Here is an 18,530-nt window from a genome sequence, read left to right as displayed (position 1 = left end):
GAGCGCGCCGATGACAAATTCAAAAAAATTATGCCGCGCTGGCCTGCTGGCTCTTACTCTGAGCCCCCTCATGGGCGCTCAGGCGATGGCTGCAGATCTTCCAGGTAAAGGCGTGGTGGTCAAACCAGCACAAAGTACGCTGGCCGAAGAGACGTTTCAGACCGAGCTGGTAAACCGTGCGCTGAAAGATTTGGGCTACGACGTGCAGCCTACCGCCGAGGTAGATTACAACGTGGCCTACACCACTATTGCCAGCGGTGACTCGACCTACATGGCCGTTAACTGGGACCCGCTGCAAACCGATATGTACAACGCTGCCGGTGGCAACAAGAAGTTTTATCGTCAAGGCACCTACATCAGCGGCGCAACTCAGGGTTATTTGATCGACAAGAAAACTGCCGACAAATATCACATTCACGACCTGTCGCAGTTAAAGGATCCAAAACTTGCCAGGCTGTTTGATTCTAACGGCGACGGCAAGGCGGATATGGTCAGCTGCGATCCGGGCTGGGGCTGCGGTGAAGTGATTAGCGCACAGATCAAAGCTTACGGCCTGAGTAACACGGTTCAGCAGAACGCCGGCAACTATGCGGCGATCATGGCAGACACCATGACGCGCTTCCAAGAAGGTAAACCGGTGTTGTATTACACCTGGACGCCTTACTGGGTCAGCAATGTGCTCAAGCCGGGTCGAGATGTGATTTGGCTGACGGTGCCGTTCTCCGCCAATAGCGGCTCACAAAAGGATCTTGATACCAAACTGCCTGATGGCAAGAACTATGGTTTCCCGCTTAACGACGAGCATATCGTGGCCAACAAACAGTGGGCCGCCGCTAACCCGGCTGCTGCAAAACTGTTTGCGCTCATGAAGCTGCCATTGAACGACGTCAATGCCCAGAACCTGAGCATGCACAACGGCGAATCTTCGGCACAAGATATTCAGGATCAGGTCAGTGGCTGGATCAAGGCGCATCAAGACACCTATAACGGCTGGATCGATGCTGCGAAAGCCGCAGCGAAAAAATAATAAAAAAGTAATTCATCCCCTTTCGATTTTGTGTGGCTGAAAAACTGGCTGCCTGAGTTTCGAGAGGGGATCAAAAGGATAATAATGATGATGAACAAGACTTCAATTTGGGCATTAACCGCCCTGGCTACTCTGGGTTCTACCTCTGCATTCGCCGCTGACTTACCGGGCAAAGGCGTTACTGTTACCCCCATTCAAAGCACTATCAGCGAAGAAACTTTCCAGACCCTGCTGGTTGATAAAGCTTTGGAAAAGCTGGGTTACAACGTGCAACCCATTCGTGAAGTCGATTACAACGTCGGGTACACCACCATTGCCGAAGGCGATGGCACGTTTATGGCCGCCAACTGGCAACCACTGCATGACAGCATGTACGCCGCTGCCGGTGGCGATAAAGTGTTTTATCGTCAAGGTACCTATGTTACCGGTGCTGCCCAGGGTTACCTCATCGACAAAAAAACTGCCGTCAAATATCACATCACCAACATAGCGCAATTGAAAGATCCTAAAATCGCCAAACTTTTTGATACCAATAACGACGGCAAGGCGGATCTGACAGGATGTACGCCGGGCTGGGGTTGTGAAGCTGCGTTGAACGAGCAGATTAAAGCTTATGGCCTGTCAGATACAGTCGAACACAATCAGGGTAACTATTCGGCGATGATTGCTGACACCATCACGCGCTACAAGGAAGGCAAACCGATCTTCTATTACACGTGGACGCCTTACTGGGTCAGCAACGTGCTGGTTCCGGGCAAAGATACCGTGTGGCTACAGGTGCCGTTCTCGGTAGTGCCTGGCGACAAGAATGCCAATACCCAGCTTTCCGACGGCAAAAACTTTGGATTCCCGATAAGCACCATGCACATTGTCGCCAACCTGAAATGGGCGCAGGCCAACCCTGCCGCTGCCAAGCTGTTTGCCATCATGCAACTGCCACTGGCCGACATCAACGCGCAGAATGCCGCAATGCACAACAATCAAAGCTCGGAAGCGGATATTAATACGCAGACCGACGGCTGGATCAAGGCACATCAGGCAACCTTCGATGGCTGGGTGAATGAAGCGGCAGCGGCTGCGAAATAATATTCACCGCGCTGAATGACTCGAACAAGGGGCAATATATTTTTATTGCCCCTTTTTTATGGGTTAGGGAATCGCCCGCAGCTCTTCCTGCGAAAAAGCCATAAATCGCTCCGCCACGGTTGACAGACTATGTTGCCAAACGCAAAACACCTGACGCCGAATGCCGCTTTCTAACGGAATTGACACCAATCCTTTGGCCTGCTCGGCGGTCGATAGCGGCACTATTCCCGCCGCCAGCGATTTACGCACGATATTTTCCAGCCATTCAACGTGATCGATTTCAAAGCTGACATGACGTGTCACGCCTTCGGCCAGAAAAGCTTTATCCGTTTGTCTCCTGGCTCCTGAACCTTGGTAAAAATCGACCAAAGGCACTTGTGACAATTCAGATAATCGCAGGCGTTCACGCCCGGCAAAAGGATGATCGCGACTGACTAACGCAACCAAAGGCTCATCGGTCAATAATTTATACGGCATGCTTAATGATGCTCTGTCGCCGGGCCAAAGTCCGACAAATGCTACATCGGTCCGCGATTGCTGAACATCCTCGAGCAATTTTTCGCTCATCGCCACGTATAAACGAATATTTACCAGCGGATAGCGTTGATTGAATCGTGCAAGTTGTCCGATAAGATCTATCGTTTTCAGTGTTGATATCGTCCCCACCGTCAGGGTACCGCCAATCTCACCTTTCAATGCTTCCATGGTATCAAGCAAGTGGTTATGCGCAGCCAGCAACTGTTCTGCAGGTGCCAGAAATGCCCTTCCGGCGGCGGTAAGTTGCACCTGTCTGGATGTGCGCTCGAACAACTGATTGCCGAGCTCTTCTTCAAGCCTTGCTATCTGGTGACTTAAGGCGGATTGCACGGTATGGCAACGCCTGGCCGCTCGAGTAAAATTCTTTTCATGCGCAACTGCCAAAGCAAAACGGATCTGCTTTAAATTCATTTAATCATCTCAAAATGAGATAGGTGGGATGCTAATTATACATTGGTTTATAACTTTTAATTAACAGATACTCCCCCTGAGTACTTACTTAAATCAAATCCTTTAATTTATAAAAATGAATCTTATGACAACCTCAACAATATCTTCTGATAAAAAGTCGCATCCGGTACTCAGTCCGGGCCTGATCCTGTTAATGGCAATTGCAACAGGACTGGCTGCTGCCAGTAACTATTATGCCCAGCCATTGCTGGAAACCATCGCCAGAGCCTTCCACCTGTCGGTGAATCAGGCCGGGTTTATTGTGACAACCGCCCAGTTGGGCTACGCCATGGGGCTGCTGTTCCTGGTGCCACTCGGTGATATGTTTGAACGTCGCACCATGATTGTGGTGATGACACTGCTCGCGGCTGCAGGTTTGCTTATCACCGCCAACTCGACCTCAATTTCAATGATGCTGGTCGGCACCGCGCTGACAGGTTTGTTCTCAGTGGTGGCACAAGTGTTGGTTCCTCTGGCTGCAACGCTTGCCGAACCGGCACGCCGAGGGAAAATTGTCGGCATGATCATGTCGGGACTGCTGCTGGGTATTTTGCTGGCACGAACAGTGTCGGGGCTGCTCGCCTCGCTGGGCGGTTGGCGCACGGTATATTGGGTGGCCAGCGTACTGATGGTATTAATGGCGCTGGTAATGTGGCGTGTGCTTCCTCGTCACAAGCAGGAAACGCATCTCAACTATCTGCAATTAATGAAATCAATTTTCACCCTGTTCTTCTCAACCCCGGTACTGCGAACTCGTGCGCTAATAGGCATGTTTATCTTTGCTAACTTCAGCGCACTCTGGACCTCAATGGCATTCCTGCTGGCTGGCCCTAACTACCATTATTCCGAAGGCGTGATTGGGTTATTTGGTCTGGTTGGTGCTGCCGGAGCTTTGGCTGCAACCCGCGCGGGACATCTTGCCGATAAAGGCAAGGCACATTTAGTGACTACCTGCGGGCTAATCCTGCTGCTACTTTCGTGGCTCCCTGTCGCCTATGGCCAGCACTCGATTATTGCACTTATTCTGGGAATTATTGTGCTGGATCTCTGTGTTCAGGGCGTACATATCACTAATCAGAGTGTTATCTACAAATCGATGCCCGAGGCGCGCAACCGCCTTACGGCCGGTTATATGACCAGCTATTTTATAGGCGGTGCTATTGGCTCAGTGGTATCAGCGTCGGCTTTTCAGATGGCCGGATGGTATGGCGTTTGTACAGCCGGGGCTATTTTCTGTGCAATCAACTTGTTAGTTTGGCTTTTTGGACACAAGCACAGAATAGGCTGAGAAAGTGTTTCCGGCGTGATGATAACGCGTCTAATTAGCGTGCAAATAGTTATGAGAGAAATTTATTTGAACCAAAGGGTATAAAGATTACTAACAGTCTGATATTATTTTTTCCATAAATTATACGCTAACGAAACATATTGCTTTTATTCAGCAACAAAATTCTTATGCACAGCCGCACATTGTTAGAAAACTTTTTAGTCGCCGTTGGGGCAGATCTTGCCCCGGCTGCATTTAAAACTATGCCAACAGTGATTGGCACCCCACCTGCCACTTATACCTTCCGGCCAGGTGCGGTAAAACTCGAATTTTACCTTCGTAACCACTGCTTTTTCCCTACATGACCCATCCCCATGCCTAACTTTTTGCGTTTTTTTGCGCAATCGATTGGGCTGCAAAACTTTGCTTTATCCAGCGGGCAGTTACCTTGTCCGCCAATAAAAAAGATTTCACACCTGCAACCGTTATAGGACCACACGAATAGCTAACTATTTGCTGGCTTATGACATTTACATTATTAATTACACTGGTTACTATCTCAAATGTAACTAATGAGGTTTCTTACGATGGAAAGTTCATTCGCACCTATTGAACACATGTTGAATTTCCGAGCGAAAAAGCAAAAAGATTTCCCTTACCAGGAGATACTGCTCACTCGCCTATGTATGCACATGCATAGCAAGTTGCTGGAAAATCGAAACAAGATGCTGAAAGCGCAAGGGATCAACGAGACACTGTTTATGGCGTTGATTACGCTGGATGCTCGGGAATCGCATAGCATTCAACCTTCAGAGCTAAGCGCTGCGTTAGGGTCATCTCGTACCAACGCGACCCGTATTGCCGATGAGTTAGAAAAGCGCGGATGGATTGAAAGGCGTGAGAGCGACAACGATCGTCGCTGCCTGCATTTACACCTGACGGCGGACGGTGAAGCCTTTATTCAGAAGCTTTTGCCGCCTCAACATAAAAGTTTGCATTTCCTCTGGTCCACACTGGATGTAGAAGAACAGAAAGAGCTGGAAACACTAACCCGCAAACTGCTGACACGCCTTGACCAGATGGATGCAACCTCAACATTATAATCGAATAATTGTTCAGGTAATTTACCCATGTTTCTTCCACTCAGCTGGAGATTTACTCCGCTGTTTGCAGTCTTGTTGCTGGCGGGTTGCGCCTCCAGCAATAATATTGCCCCTCAGTCTACGCTGCTGAATAATCAACAGCTTAAACTGAAACAGCAACAAGTCAGCTCATTAGCAATCAGCCCTCAGTGGTGGCGTGGTCTTCAAGACTCGCAACTCGACAACCTAATGACTGAAACTCTGCAAAATTCACCCTCTTTACGTCAGGCAGCTGCGCGCGTACGCGAAGCTCAAAGCGTGATGGGTGAAGCCAATGCGGCTAACGGCCCTTACGTTGATCTTAACGCTTCAAGCAATCGCCAGAAAATTTCGCAGAATACCTACCAGCCTTTCCTCAACGGGTATCCTGGCAATCCGGTGTATGAGACCACCAATACTTTGGGCCTCAACCTGAGCTATGAGTTTGACTGGTGGGGTAAATATCGCAATCAGGTCAACGCCGCCAAGGCCCAGGTCGATTCGGCACGTGCGGAACAGGCGCAGGCAGCTCTGACGCTGTCCAGCTCGGTGGCATCAACCTATTACCAGCTGCAGGCCAATTTTGCGGTGCAAAAGGTTCTGCAGCAAGAAGTCGACAACAATCAACATTTAGCTGATTTGCGCAAGGCGCAATATGAGGCAGGAGTTTATGGCGTAGATATTCCGCAACAAACTCAGGCACAGGCCGACGGAGCCAAGCAGCAAATTATTGAGCTACAGTCGCAGATCGACCAGCAGAAACACCAGTTGGCCGCACTGGCAGGCAAAGGCCCGGATGCGATGAACAATTTGCACGCCGTCGCGCTGCCAGGTGACGATATTCTGGCACCGAAGGGTGATTTAACCATTGATTTACTGGGTAAACGCCCAGACATCGTCGCGCAACGCGAGCTGGTCGAGTCTTACTCTCAGCGCATTGCCGCAGCGAAAAAAGATTTTTATCCAAGCCTGTCGATTAGCGCTTTCGCAGGCTTGAGCACGGTCAACTATGGCAGCACCAGCCCCAATCTGTTTGAAGCAGCAAGCCAGGCGTGGAACCTCGCCCCGGCTATTTCGCTGCCTATTTTCCACGCGGGCGCATTGCGCAGCAAGCTGGGTGAAGAGTCTGCGTTATACGACCAGTCTGTCGAGTCCTATAACCAGACATTGTTGAACGCAATTCAGCAAACTGCCGATGCTCTTACGGTGCAGAAAAGCTCTGCCCAACAGCTTCAACAGTCTTTATCCGCTGAGAAATCCCTGCAAGAAGTGTATCGCGTTGCCAACGCTCGTTATTCCGCTGGCACCATCGGACGCGACCAGTTGCTCACCAGTCAGGCTGCACTACTGCAACAACAGCAGGCTGCACTGACGGCATCGAGCAACGTACTGCAGGCGAAAATCAGTTTAATCCGTGCGTTAGGTGGTGGTTATCAAGCCCCTGCTGCGGACACAAAAGCATAATAACAAGACCCAGCGTGGAGAAAAACATGAGCGCGAATGCGGAAGTTCAACAACCTACCCCGCCACCAGTGAACAAGAAAAAGAAATCTCGTAAAGTTGCCTTGCTGCTTCTGACCGGGATCTTTGTGATCATTGCGATTGCTTACCTGATCTACTGGTTTTTAGTGCTGCGTCACTTCCAGGATACCGATGATGCCTACGTTTCTGGCAATCAGGTACAAGTGATGGCGCAGGTTTCTGGCAGCGTTACCGACGTTAATTTCGACAGCACCGACTTCGTCAAAAAAGGCGATACGCTGGTTCAGCTTGATCCTACCGATGCCGAGCAGGCTTTTGAACGATCTAAAACAGCGTTGGCAAGCAGCGTGCGCCAGACACATCAGCTGATGATCAATAGCAAACAGTATCAGGCCAATGTGGTGCTGCGTCAGACCCAGCTTAGTCAGGTGCAGGCCGACCTGAAACGCCGAGTTATTCTGGGCAAAGTCGATGCGATTGGTCGTGAAGATCTGCAACACGCCCATGACGCGGTAGACAGCGCCAAGGCGCAGCTTGACGTTGCTATTCAGCAACTTAATGCCAATCAGGCAATGGTGCTGAACACGCCGGTTGCCCAACAGCCGCAGGTGATGCAGGCCGCCGCGCAGGTGCGTGATGCCTGGTTGGCACTGCAACGAACTAAAATTGTCAGCCCGGTTGATGGCTATGTTTCACGCCGTACTGTTCAGGTCGGCCAGCAGATTAACCCATCGGTCGCACTGATGGCCGTGGTGCCAGCCGATCACATCTGGGTCGATGCCAACTTTAAAGAAACTCAGCTGGCAAATATGCGTATTGGCCAATCGGCAACCGTGGTCAGCGATATCTACGGTGATGACGTGACTTATCACGGTAAAGTGGTCGGCATGGACATGGGTACCGGTGGCGCGTTCTCGCTGCTGCCAGCCCAGAATGCTACCGGTAACTGGATCAAAGTGGTTCAGCGCCTGCCGGTACGTATCGAACTCGATAACAACGAAGTGAAAAAGCATCCGCTGCGCATTGGATTATCCACACTGGTAACCGTTGACACGCAGAATCTTGATGGCCTGGTCCTGGAGGATAAAGTGCGTTCTGAACCGCTGTATCAGACATCGGCCCTGACATTAAATCTGGCACCGGTTAACGCCATTATTAATGACGTTATCAATGCCAATGCGGGCTAAGCTGTCCGGAGGTCTTCATGGCTGTTAGAAAACCGCTGGAGGGCGCGCCACTCGCCTGGATGACGGTGGCGCTGGCTATGGCCACCTTCATGCAAGTACTGGACTCGACCATTGCCAACGTAGCGATCCCGACCATTGCCGGTAACCTCGGGGCATCCAACTCGCAGGGCACCTGGGTTATTACCTCGTTCGGGGTGGCCAACGCCATTTCGATTCCGATCACCGGTTGGCTGGCCAAACGTATCGGTGAAGTCAGGCTTTTCCTGTGGGCGACGGGGCTTTTTGCCCTTGCATCCTGGCTGTGCGGCGTGTCCAACAGCCTGGAAATGCTGATCTTCTTCCGTGTGATTCAGGGGCTGGTGGCGGGTCCGCTGATCCCGCTGTCGCAGAGTCTGCTGTTAAACAATTACCCCCCCGCCAAGCGAAGTACCGCGCTGGCGCTATGGTCGATGACGGTCATCGTTGCGCCAATTTGCGGTCCGATCCTTGGCGGCTACATCAGCGATAACTATCACTGGGGATGGATCTTCTTTATCAACATCCCGATCGGTATTGTGGTGGTGCTGCTGACGCTGAGAACGCTGAAGGGGCGCGAAACCGAGACTCAAATCAGGCCAATCGACAGTGTGGGACTGGTCCTGCTGGTGCTGGGGATCGGCTGTTTGCAGGTGATGCTCGACCGAGGCAAAGAGTTGGACTGGTTCAACTCGCCGGAGATCATTACCCTAACCATTGTCGCCGTGGTGTGCATAGCGTTCCTGATTGTCTGGGAACTGACTGACGACAACCCGATAGTCGATTTATCGTTATTCAAATCGCGCAACTTTACCATCGGTACATTGTGTATCAGCCTTGCCTACATGCTCTACTTTGGCTCGATTGTGCTTTTGCCGCAGCTATTGCAGGAGGTATTTGGCTATACCGCAACCTGGGCGGGTCTGGCGTCGGCACCGGTGGGGATCCTGCCGGTATTGATGTCACCGATTATTGGCCGCTTTGCCCATCGGCTGGATATGCGCTGGCTGGTGACATTCAGTTTCATTATGTATGCAGTGTGCTTCTACTGGCGCGCCTATACGTTTGAACCAGGAATGGACTTTGCTGCCTCGGCCTTGCCACAGTTTGTTCAGGGCTTTGCGGTAGGTTGTTTCTTTATGCCACTGATAACCATAATATTATCAGGACTACCGCCCTCACGAATGGCGGCGGCGTCGAGCCTGTCGAACTTTACCCGTACGCTGGCGGGTTCGATTGGCACCTCGATCACCACCACCATGTGGAGTAATCGCGAATCGCTGCACCATTCGCATCTGACGGAAAGCATTACGCCGTTTGATCCGGCAACCCAGCAGGCTTACAGCCAGCTAGAGGGCATAGGTATGAGCCACCAGCAAGCATCAGGTTATATCGCCAGGCAGATAACCAATCAGGGGCTGATTATTTCCGCCAATGAGGTTTTCTGGGCGGCTGGCGGCGTATTCCTGCTGTTGCTGATTCTGGTATGGTTTGCCCGAGCACCCTTTACCGCAGGCGGCGACGGCGGCGGCGCACATTAATCTTTCTCTGTGCATTAACGACAAACGGACGCGCGATGCGTCCGTTTTTTATTGGCTTTAATTAATCGAAATAACTACCTTGCCCGTTTGCTGGCGACTGTCGAAATAGCGCCAGGCTTCTAGCGAATCTTCAAAGCTTGGCAACTGAGGCAGGAATGTCGAGATAGTCTTTTGCCGTTCACTGCAAGGCAGTGACTGGAATAACACCGGGGGAATATCGCCAACAGCTCGGCCTAAAATTGCCAGTCAGTGCCATAGAACAAGAATAGCTCATGAGCAGAAAACAAAAATGGACGCACAGGGCGTCCATTCTATTTACCTCGCCACTATCAAACGATGAGAGGTTTTAAGTCAGGCCATTGAAAAATCAGCCCTGATTCTGACGCCACCATTCGGCCAGCAAAATGCCGGTCGCAACCGAAACGTTAAGGCTTTCGACCTTACCAGTGCCGCCGATAGCGACGTTCAGGTCACCCTGCTGCCATGCGCTATCAGACAAACCGTCGCTCTCTTCACCTAATACCAACACCATTTTGGCCGGCAATTCGGCTTTACCGAGTGCAGTCCCTTTGTGGCTGGAAGTGGTTACGATGGTGTAACCGGCTTTACGGAAGCTGTCCAGCACATCAATAAAGTTGTCTGCAACAATCGCTTTAACGTGTTCTGCGCCGCCTTCGGCGGTACGCACTGCAGCACCGGACTCCAGCTGAGCAGGGTCCTGAACCAGCATTCCGTTGATACCAAAGTGCGCACAGGTACGCATGATACCGCCGAGGTTATGCGGGTTACCGACGTTTTCCAACGCCAGCACACAGTCTTTGGCCGGTGCGGTTTGCAGATAAGTCTCTGCATCCAGACCCTGACGCTTTTTGATCAAGAAACATACGCCACCGTGGTGCTCGGTGCCTGATGCTTTTGCCAGCTCGTCGTCTTCAACCACGTGATACGCTTTGCGGTTAGCCGCCATCCAACGCAGGGCTTCACGAAAGCGCGGCGTGACCGATTGCACAAACCAGGCGCGAACGATTGAGTCCGGACGGCTTGCAAACAGTGCCTGACAGGCGTTTTCGCCATAGACACGGGTTTCTTCCTGACGCTGACGACGCAGCTGCTCAGGATCTATAAAGCTTTTACCGCTGATGCCACCGTGATCCGGCACTGACTCATCATCAGGTGCACGAGAAACGGTTTTCCACGGTGAGGAATTTTCCCACGGGGAAGATGAACCTGAGCCTTCAGTATCACGGCCTGGTCGGCTTGCCGGGCGACTCGGACGCGAGTCACTGCGACGTGCATCAGGACCGCGCGATTCACCGCGTGAGTCACTGCCGCGACGTTCATTGTTGCGACCTTCAAAGGGACGGGAACCCGGGCGAGCTTTATCACCTGGACGTCCTTTATTATTCGAAGGACGTTGATCTTTATTTCGGTTATCGCCGTCGTCGTCACTGCGGACGTACATCACTTTGACTTTGCCGTTCTTTCCACTGAATGAATCGTTCATTTTTCTCTCCACCTACGCGCTGGGCGCGAAGATTACCTGATGTCTGAGTGGTAAGCCACCTGCTTTGGACCAAAAGCTTAAAACTATCGTATTCATTGGGTAAATCGCATTGTTCACATTGCAGGCAAACCGCATAATTATCAGAATATTTTCGTATCTTAGACATCAACCAAGCTTTTTGGTGACAGGATACGGTCTCAATGACAGAGGCTTAACTATGACTATTAATACGATTTGCTCATCATGCCAGGCGACTAACCGCTTGTCTGAAGAACGCATTGACGACGGTGCCAAATGTGGCCGTTGTGGTCACCCGCTGTTTGAAGGTGAAGTGGTCCATGCCACGGCGGCAACTCTGGATAAATACCTGCAAGATGATTTGCCGGTAGTTATTGATTTCTGGGCACCGTGGTGTGGTCCTTGCGTTAACTTCGCGCCCATCTTTGAAGATGTTGCAGGCGAACGTGCAGGTAAAGTGCGCTTTATCAAAATTAATACTGAAGCCGAACCTGAACTTGGCGCGCGTTTTCGTATTCGCAGCATTCCGACCATTATGGTGTTCAACCAGGGTAAAATGGTTGATCAGTTAAGCGGTGCGATGCCTAAAGCGCCGTTTAACCAATGGCTCAATGAATCATTGTAACGCATAACGACCTGCTCGGCCCCTGCATTGTCTGCCGGGGCCATTTTTTATCCCCATCCTCCGCGAAGCCTCGCATTTTTATCATCCAAGTCGCCAGACACTACCGGTCAACCCCACATCCGATTACAATAGTCCGATTTACCGCTGCAGGATCTTCAATGCCGGACAATGCCGTACTGCGCTTGCGCGCCCAGCGCCTCGCAAAATCAACTCGCCCCTATTTGGCCCGTGGCTCACGCGTGATCCGCTGTCAATCGTGTTTGCTTCCGATGCGCAACTGCCTGTGCGGCACAATCGCACCTCAGCAGGCGAAAAGCCGCTTTTGTCTGGTGATGTTCGATACCGAGCCGCTTAAACCGAGCAATACCGGGCGCTTGATTGCTGATATTCTGCCGAATACTCAGGCATTTATGTGGTCACGGATGGAAACCGATCCGGCTTTGCTGGCGGCCATTGCCGATCCTGCGCGGCAGCCTTATGTGGTATTCCCGGCCTCTTTTGTCGAAGCACCACGCCAGGTATTTACCGAACTGCCTCAGAACAGCAAGCCACCGCTATTTATCATGCTTGATGGAACCTGGAACGAGGCGAGAAAAATGTTTCGCAAAAGTCCATATTTGGACGGCTTACCGGTGTTTTCACTCGATGTCAGCGCAAAATCTAACTATGTATTGCGCGAATCGCCGCGCGCAGATCAGCATTGTACGGTAGAGGTCGCAGCAGCTTTACTGGAAAAATCCGGTGATATTCAGGCCTCTGAGAGCATGTCAGCGCTATTCGAACTGTTTAGGACTAAATATTTAGCCGGAAAACCTCATCATCCGGTGCATCAACTCACAGCAAATTGCGAAGAAAGCCTCTAGAATCCCATTATATTTTTAACAGGAGGTAGGATGAGCCAGCGCGGGTTAGAAGCTTTATTACGACCAAAATCGATTGCAGTACTGGGGGCATCGGATAAACCCGGGCGCGCCGGTTATCTGATGATGCGAAACCTGCTGGCGGGAGGATTCAAAGGACCGGTGTTGCCAGTCACTCCCTCATGGCAGGCGGTTTGCGGCGTGCTGGCCTATCCCGATGTCGCCAGTTTGCCGATGACTCCCGATTTGGCAGTGATTTGTACCCGCGCCGATAGAAACTTGCCATTGCTCGAACAACTCGGCGAACGCGGTTGCAAGACAGTCATCGTCCTTTCCTCCCATCAACAGCAGTTTGCCGAGCTGAAAAGCACCGCTCAGCGTTATTCAATGCGCCTGCTGGGGCCTAACAGTCTGGGCATTTTGGCACCGTGGCTGGGGCTTAATGCCAGCTTCTCACCGGTGCCGATTTTACCCGGCAAACTGGCGTTTATTTCCCAGTCAGCCGCGGTGGCGAATACTATTCTGGACTGGGCACAGCAGCGTTCAGTCGGCTTCTCCTACTTTATTTCTCTCGGCGATAGTCTGGATATCGACGTCGACGACCTGCTGGATTTTCTCGCCCGAGACAGCAAAACCAGCGCTATCCTGCTTTATGTCGAACATGTCAGCGATGCGCGGCGATTTCTTTCGGCTTCCCGCAGCGCATCTCGCAATAAACCGATTCTGGTGATCAAAAGCGGGCGCAGCGCCCAGGCGCAACAACTATTGAACAGCCCGTTAAGCCTTGATGCCGCCTACGACGCGGCCATCCAACGTGCGGGCCTGCTGCGCGTGCAAGACACACATGAGCTGTTCTCCGCAGTAGAGACGCTGAGTCACATGCGCCCGCTGCGAGGTGAGCGCTTGCTTATCCTTAGTAACGGAGCTGCTCCGGCTGCAATGGCGTTAGACCAGCTGTTAAGCAATCACGGCAAGCTGGCGACTCTTGACGATGAAACCGTGCAACGGCTGCACAGTCTGTTACCCGATAATATTGTGGTTGGGAATCCCCTAGACCTGCGCGATGACGCCAGCCCTGCGCTTTATCAGTTAGTGCTTACTACGCTTCTAGATTCCCAGGATTATGACGCACTGCTGGTAATTCATGCCCCAAGTGCGGCATCTCCGGGCACGATCACTGCCGAAAAAGCTATCGAGACGATTAATCAGCATCCTCGCGGTAAACGGGTCACTCTGTTGACCAACTGGTGTGGCGAGTTTTCTTCCATCGAAGCCCGTAAGCTTTTTACCGAGGCCGGTCTGCCAACTTATCGCACCCCCGAGGGCGCGGTGACGGCGTTTATGCACATGGTTGAATATCGCCGCAACCAGAAACAGTTAAAAGAGACCCCTTCTCTGCCACTGGACCTTAATAAGAACACCGATGGCGCGCATAGGCTGATTGATCAGGCATTGCGAGACGGCGCTAACAGACTTGATACCCACGAAGTGCGGGCAATATTCAAAGATTATGGCATGTCGGTATTGCCGACATGGATTGCCAGCGACAGCAGCGAAGCGGTAGAAATTGCCGGGCGCGTGGGCTATCCGGTAGCGCTGAAGCTGCGATCGCCGGATATTGACCACAATTCCGAGGTGCAGGGCGTCATGCTTTATCTGCGTACGCCTGAAGAGGTTAGCCAGGCTGCAGACGCCATATTTGACCGGGCCAGGCGGGCTTTTCCGCAGGCACGTATCAATGGTTTGTTAGTACAAACTATGGCTAACAGGCCCGGTGCTCAAGAGCTGAGAATTGTTGTGCAGTATGATGCCGTGTTCGGCCCGCTAATTATGCTGGGTGAAGGCGGCATCGAATGGCTTCCTGAACAGCACGCAGTTGTTGCGCTGCCGCCGCTCAATATGGCGTTAGCAAGTTATCTTGTCCTTCAAGGGCTAAAAAGCGGCAAAATCCGCGAGCGTAACGCCCTGCGTCCCTTGGATATTCCTGCACTTAGCCGTTTATTGGTGCAGGTTTCCAATCTGATTATCGACTGCCCGCAAATCACCGAATTGACTATTCATCCTCTGTTGGCCTCGGGTAATGAACTGACTCTTCTTGATGTGGCTCTGCAACTCAGCCCGGACACCGACCGCCAGCAGTCGCGGCTGGCAATTCGACCTTATCCGCAGCGTCTTGAGGAAAGAGTCGAGCTGAAAGACGGTTCGACCTGTCTGTTCCGCCCGATTCTGCCGGAAGATGAGCCGCTGCTGAAAGCGTTTATCCAGAAGGTTACCAAAGAGGATCTTTATTATCGCTACTTTAGCGAAATCAATGAGTTTACCCACGAAGATTTAGCGAATATGACGCAAATCGACTACGATCGTGAAATGGCGTTTGTTGCGGTTCGCGGACAGACTCACGAAATCGAGATTATTGGCGTCACGCGCGCCATCTCTGATCCCGACAATATTGATGCCGAGTTTTCTGTACTGGTCCGTTCCGACTTAAAAGGTCTGGGTCTTGGCGGTCGACTGCTGTCGAAAATGATTGCCTATACCACCGAGCACGGAATCCAACGTTTAGCTGGAATCACTATGCCAAACAACCGCGGCATGCTGGCGCTGGCCCGAAAATTAGGCTTTGAAGTGGACGTCCAGTTATCTGAGGGGATCGTGAGTCTTTCCCTTCCGTTACAGATTTAAGACGGCGTTGCAGGCAAAACTTGCGCACATCGGTGGAGACTAATGGTATTATCGACCGATTGTGCGGTCAGTTTTATCAATTTTGCACCGCAATTGCCATTCATTAAGAGAGAAGAAGCGCACTGTGATGTTGTCTAAATTTAAACGAAACAAACATCAACAACATCTTGCTCAATTACCCAAACTCCCCCAATCGATTGATGCTGTAAAAACACTGTACAGTGCCACAGATTTCCGTACGACGCTGCTTGAGGTCATCGCCAACGCTACCCAACGGATTTATCTGGTTGCTCTGTATCTGGAGAACGATGACGGCGGGCGAGATGTGTTATCAGCAGTTTATGAAGCAAAACGTCAGCGTCCCGAGCTGGAGGTCTGCATTCTGGTTGACTGGCATCGCGCCCAGCGTGGCCGTATCGGCGCGGCTGCAACCAATACCAATGCTGACTGGTATTGCCGTATGGCGCAGGAAAATCCTGACGTATCCGTTCCGGTTTATGGTGTACCGGTCAATACCCGTGAAGCGCTGGGCGTACTGCATTTAAAAGGCAATATCGTTGATGATTGCGTGGTTTACAGCGGCGCGAGTATGAATGACGTTTATCTTCATCGGCATGATAAATACCGTTTTGACCGCTATCACCTGCTGACCAATCCGCAGCTGGCAAACAGCATGGTCGACTATATCAAGAAGTCATTACTTAGCGACAATGCTGTGCAGCGACTGGATCGTGAAGATCGTCCGAAAAGTCCGGAGATCAAAAATGAGACTCGCCAGTTCCGTCAAAATCTGCGCGATTGCAGCTATCATTTCAAAGATGCTGCCTCAGAGAATGAATTGGCAGTCACGCCGATGGTAGGCTTAGGCAAACAAAATAATCTTAACCAGACTATTTTTCATCTGATGGCCAGTACTGACGAGAAACTGACGCTCTGTACGCCTTACTTCAATATGCCCGCCTTGCTGGCTCGCAATATTATGGGCCTACTGCGTCGCGGTAAGCAGGTGGAAATTATCGTCGGCGATAAAACCGCTAATGATTTTTATATACCTCAGGATCAGCCGTTCAAGATTATTGGTGCCCTGCCTTATCTTTATGAAATAAACCTTCGCCGCTTCTTGAGTCGACTGCAACGCTTTATCGACAGCGGCCAATTAATTGTCAGACTGTGGAAAGATGGCGACAATAGTTATCATCTTAAAGGTCTATGGGTGGACGACCGCTGGCAGCTTATTACAGGTAATAACCTTAATCCGCGCGCCTGGCGTCTCGATCTGGAAAATGCGATTTTAATCCACGATCCTAATAAAGAGATGCGAGTCCAACGCCAGAAAGAACTAGATAATATCCGTGAACATACTGAGATTGTTTCACATTATATGGAGCTTGAGAGTATTCCAAATTATCCGGTTAAGGTGCGTAAGTTGATTCGTCGACTGCGTCGTATCCGTATTGACCGCTTAATCAGCCGTATTTTGTAATAAAACCGTCTCCAATTTAAAAAGGGCCTGCAAAGAGGCCCTTTTTATAAATACTTTTATATCATATAGTTAACGCACTATAACTGAATCTCTTTACCTTTGGCATTCAGGCGCATCGATACGATAAACGCAATCAGGCTCATGCCAGAAACATACCAGAAAAAGACTTCTTCGATATTCCATGACTTTAGGCTTAGTGCAACAAACTCGGCCGAACCTCCAAATACAGCATTCGCAACCGCGTAAGATAATCCGACTCCCAATGCTCGTACTTCTGCAGGAAACATCTCAGCCTTTAATAAGCCACTAATAGAGGTATAGAAGGTCACAATTGCCAGCGCAATAACAATGAGTGTAAACGCTAAATAAGGGTTAGTGACACTTTGCAGAGTATATAGAATAGGAATTGTCAGCAACGTTGCAAAGCCAGAAAATATTAACATTGAGTTCTTGCGACCTATTTTATCGGATAATCCCCCGACAATCGGCTGCAATAACATAAAGACGAACAGTGCCAAAGTCATTAACCCGCTGGCAGTCTTTGCATTCATTCCAGCAGTATTCACCAGATATTTCTGCATATATGTGGTGAAAGTATAGAAGCTCAGCGATCCGCCAGCGGTGAAACCCAACACCATCAGGAAGGCTTTCTTGTGTTTCCATAGGCCCTTTAAACTGCCTGCGTCTTTGTGGGCTCGGGTTTTTTCATCAGACGTTTCATTAAGTGAACGGCGTAAAAATAGTGCAACGACGGCCAGTAGCGCGCCAAGAGCAAAAGGTATACGCCATCCCCAGGCTCTCAGCTCGTCACCGGAGAGTAACTGTTGCAGGCCGACCAGTACCACTAACGCCAGTAATTGACCGCCTATTAGTGTGACGTACTGGAATGAGGCATAAAAACCGCGGCGTCCTTTGATGGCAACTTCACTCATATAGGTTGCACTGGTGCCGTACTCGCCACCAACCGACAGCCCCTGGAACAGTCGAGCAAACAGCAACAAGGCCGGAGCCCAGGCACCAATCGCCTCGTAGGTTGGCAGGCAAGCGATCACCAGCGATCCAGCACACATCATGCATACGGAGATCAGCATAGAGCTTTTACGGCCGTGTTTATCGGCAATATAACCAAATAACCAGCCGCCTATTGGGCGCATAAAAAAACCAGCGGCAAATACGCCTGCCGTTTGTAGCAACTGTGTAGTGCTATTTCCGCTTGGGAAGAATGATGCGGCAAAGTAAATTGAACAAAATGAATAAACATAAAAGTCGAACCATTCTACCAGGTTGCCGGATGAGGCTCCGACGATGGCAAATATTCGGCTTTTCTTATCCTTATCTGCTAACTCCTGCGATGTTGAACGTGTAATTTCGGTCATTATTATTATCTCCTGCTTTTCTCAGTCCAAAGGATAAAAGGACTTCTTTATATGATTTTTTATGCAATATGAGTATCTAGTTAAGCAGGAAACAGGGGGTAAAGGCGAGAATTATTGCCTATTTATTAGATTAAATAGCTGTTTTGTGAGCAATCTTGGCGTAAATTGCAACAGCAAAAGGGCCGCTGTCGTCAGACAGGGGCCCTCTTTTTTTGCGTTCATGACCGGCTCTTGACCCGCCCTCGCGCTTTTTTTCTTACATCATCGAT

At 50.7% G+C, this 18,530-nt stretch carries 15 protein-coding genes; 11 read left to right on the top strand and 4 right to left on the bottom strand.

The window, feature by feature from the left end; translation table 11 throughout:
* Positions 1 to 10 precede the first annotated feature (10 nt).
* Both proX (SPM24T3_RS11650) and proX (SPM24T3_RS11645) read left to right on the top strand, forming a co-directional pair.
* The gene (gene proX, locus SPM24T3_RS11650) at positions 11 to 1,027 is read left to right on the top strand and encodes a glycine betaine/L-proline ABC transporter substrate-binding protein ProX (RefSeq protein ID WP_009636950.1); all 1,017 of its coding nucleotides are present in this window, start codon (positions 11 to 13) and stop codon (positions 1,025 to 1,027) included.
* Between the two features lie 90 nt (positions 1,028 to 1,117).
* Positions 1,118 to 2,113, top strand: coding sequence for a glycine betaine/L-proline ABC transporter substrate-binding protein ProX (gene proX / locus SPM24T3_RS11645; protein WP_009636949.1), 996 nt, complete (start codon positions 1,118 to 1,120; stop codon positions 2,111 to 2,113).
* Between the two features lie 63 nt (positions 2,114 to 2,176).
* Here proX (SPM24T3_RS11645) and SPM24T3_RS11640 read toward each other — a convergent pair whose 3' ends face one another.
* Positions 2,177 to 3,061 carry a LysR family transcriptional regulator gene (locus tag SPM24T3_RS11640; RefSeq protein ID WP_009636948.1) on the bottom strand — a complete coding sequence of 295 codons (885 nt, stop codon included), beginning with the start codon at positions 3,059 to 3,061 and terminating at the stop codon, positions 2,177 to 2,179.
* Between the two features lie 124 nt (positions 3,062 to 3,185).
* Between SPM24T3_RS11640 and SPM24T3_RS11635 the strand changes: the two genes are divergently transcribed.
* The 5 genes from SPM24T3_RS11635 (at position 3,186) to emrB (ending at position 9,713) form a co-directional block, all read left to right on the top strand.
* Positions 3,186 to 4,388 (top strand): MFS transporter, encoded by a 1,203-nt coding sequence (locus SPM24T3_RS11635; RefSeq protein ID WP_009636947.1) that lies wholly within the window; start codon positions 3,186 to 3,188, stop codon positions 4,386 to 4,388.
* A 566-nt stretch (positions 4,389 to 4,954) separates the two neighbouring features.
* Entirely contained in the window at positions 4,955 to 5,470 is a 516-nt protein-coding gene (gene mprA, locus SPM24T3_RS11630) for a transcriptional repressor MprA (RefSeq protein WP_009636946.1), read from the top strand.
* Positions 5,471 to 5,497: 27 nt separating this feature from the next.
* A complete protein-coding gene (locus tag SPM24T3_RS11625; protein ID WP_009636945.1) occupies positions 5,498 to 6,952 on the top strand; it encodes an efflux transporter outer membrane subunit in 1,455 nt (484 codons plus the stop codon).
* 26 nt (positions 6,953 to 6,978) lie between these two features.
* Entirely contained in the window at positions 6,979 to 8,157 is a 1,179-nt protein-coding gene (gene emrA / locus SPM24T3_RS11620) for a multidrug efflux MFS transporter periplasmic adaptor subunit EmrA (RefSeq protein ID WP_009636944.1), read from the top strand.
* 17 nt (positions 8,158 to 8,174) lie between these two features.
* Positions 8,175 to 9,713, top strand: coding sequence for a multidrug efflux MFS transporter permease subunit EmrB (emrB, locus tag SPM24T3_RS11615; RefSeq protein WP_009636943.1), 1,539 nt, complete (start codon positions 8,175 to 8,177; stop codon positions 9,711 to 9,713).
* A gap of 57 nt (positions 9,714 to 9,770) precedes the next feature.
* Here emrB and SPM24T3_RS25895 read toward each other — a convergent pair whose 3' ends face one another.
* Positions 9,771 to 9,920 carry a hypothetical protein gene (locus SPM24T3_RS25895; protein ID WP_237713036.1) on the bottom strand — a complete coding sequence of 50 codons (150 nt, stop codon included), beginning with the start codon at positions 9,918 to 9,920 and terminating at the stop codon, positions 9,771 to 9,773.
* Between the two features lie 160 nt (positions 9,921 to 10,080).
* On the bottom strand, positions 10,081 to 11,217 hold the full coding sequence (locus SPM24T3_RS11610; protein WP_009636942.1) for a tRNA/rRNA methyltransferase: 1,137 nt from the start codon (positions 11,215 to 11,217) through the stop codon (positions 10,081 to 10,083).
* A gap of 223 nt (positions 11,218 to 11,440) precedes the next feature.
* Between SPM24T3_RS11610 and trxC the strand changes: the two genes are divergently transcribed.
* From trxC to pssA, 4 genes are all read left to right on the top strand, one after another.
* The gene (gene trxC / locus SPM24T3_RS11605) at positions 11,441 to 11,860 is read left to right on the top strand and encodes a thioredoxin TrxC (RefSeq protein ID WP_037378341.1); all 420 of its coding nucleotides are present in this window, start codon (positions 11,441 to 11,443) and stop codon (positions 11,858 to 11,860) included.
* Between the two features lie 158 nt (positions 11,861 to 12,018).
* Positions 12,019 to 12,723, top strand: a complete 705-nt coding sequence (locus SPM24T3_RS11600; RefSeq protein ID WP_009636940.1) for a tRNA-uridine aminocarboxypropyltransferase — start codon at positions 12,019 to 12,021, stop codon at positions 12,721 to 12,723.
* A 30-nt stretch (positions 12,724 to 12,753) separates the two neighbouring features.
* On the top strand, positions 12,754 to 15,402 hold the full coding sequence (locus SPM24T3_RS11595; RefSeq protein WP_009636939.1) for a bifunctional acetate--CoA ligase family protein/GNAT family N-acetyltransferase: 2,649 nt from the start codon (positions 12,754 to 12,756) through the stop codon (positions 15,400 to 15,402).
* Positions 15,403 to 15,529: 127 nt separating this feature from the next.
* Complete coding sequence (pssA, locus tag SPM24T3_RS11590; protein ID WP_037378319.1) at positions 15,530 to 16,885, top strand: CDP-diacylglycerol--serine O-phosphatidyltransferase; 1,356 nt, start codon at positions 15,530 to 15,532, stop codon at positions 16,883 to 16,885.
* Between the two features lie 77 nt (positions 16,886 to 16,962).
* Here pssA and SPM24T3_RS11585 read toward each other — a convergent pair whose 3' ends face one another.
* Positions 16,963 to 18,261, bottom strand: coding sequence for an MFS family transporter (locus tag SPM24T3_RS11585; RefSeq protein WP_009636937.1), 1,299 nt, complete (start codon positions 18,259 to 18,261; stop codon positions 16,963 to 16,965).
* Positions 18,262 to 18,530: the final 269 nt, after the last annotated feature.

The organism is Serratia sp. M24T3 (assembly GCF_000257645.1).
In the GTDB taxonomy this organism is placed as follows: domain Bacteria; phylum Pseudomonadota; class Gammaproteobacteria; order Enterobacterales; family Enterobacteriaceae; genus Rouxiella.
Note: the sequence above shows the minus strand (reverse complement) of the source record. Positions and strands in the feature narration are given on the sequence as shown.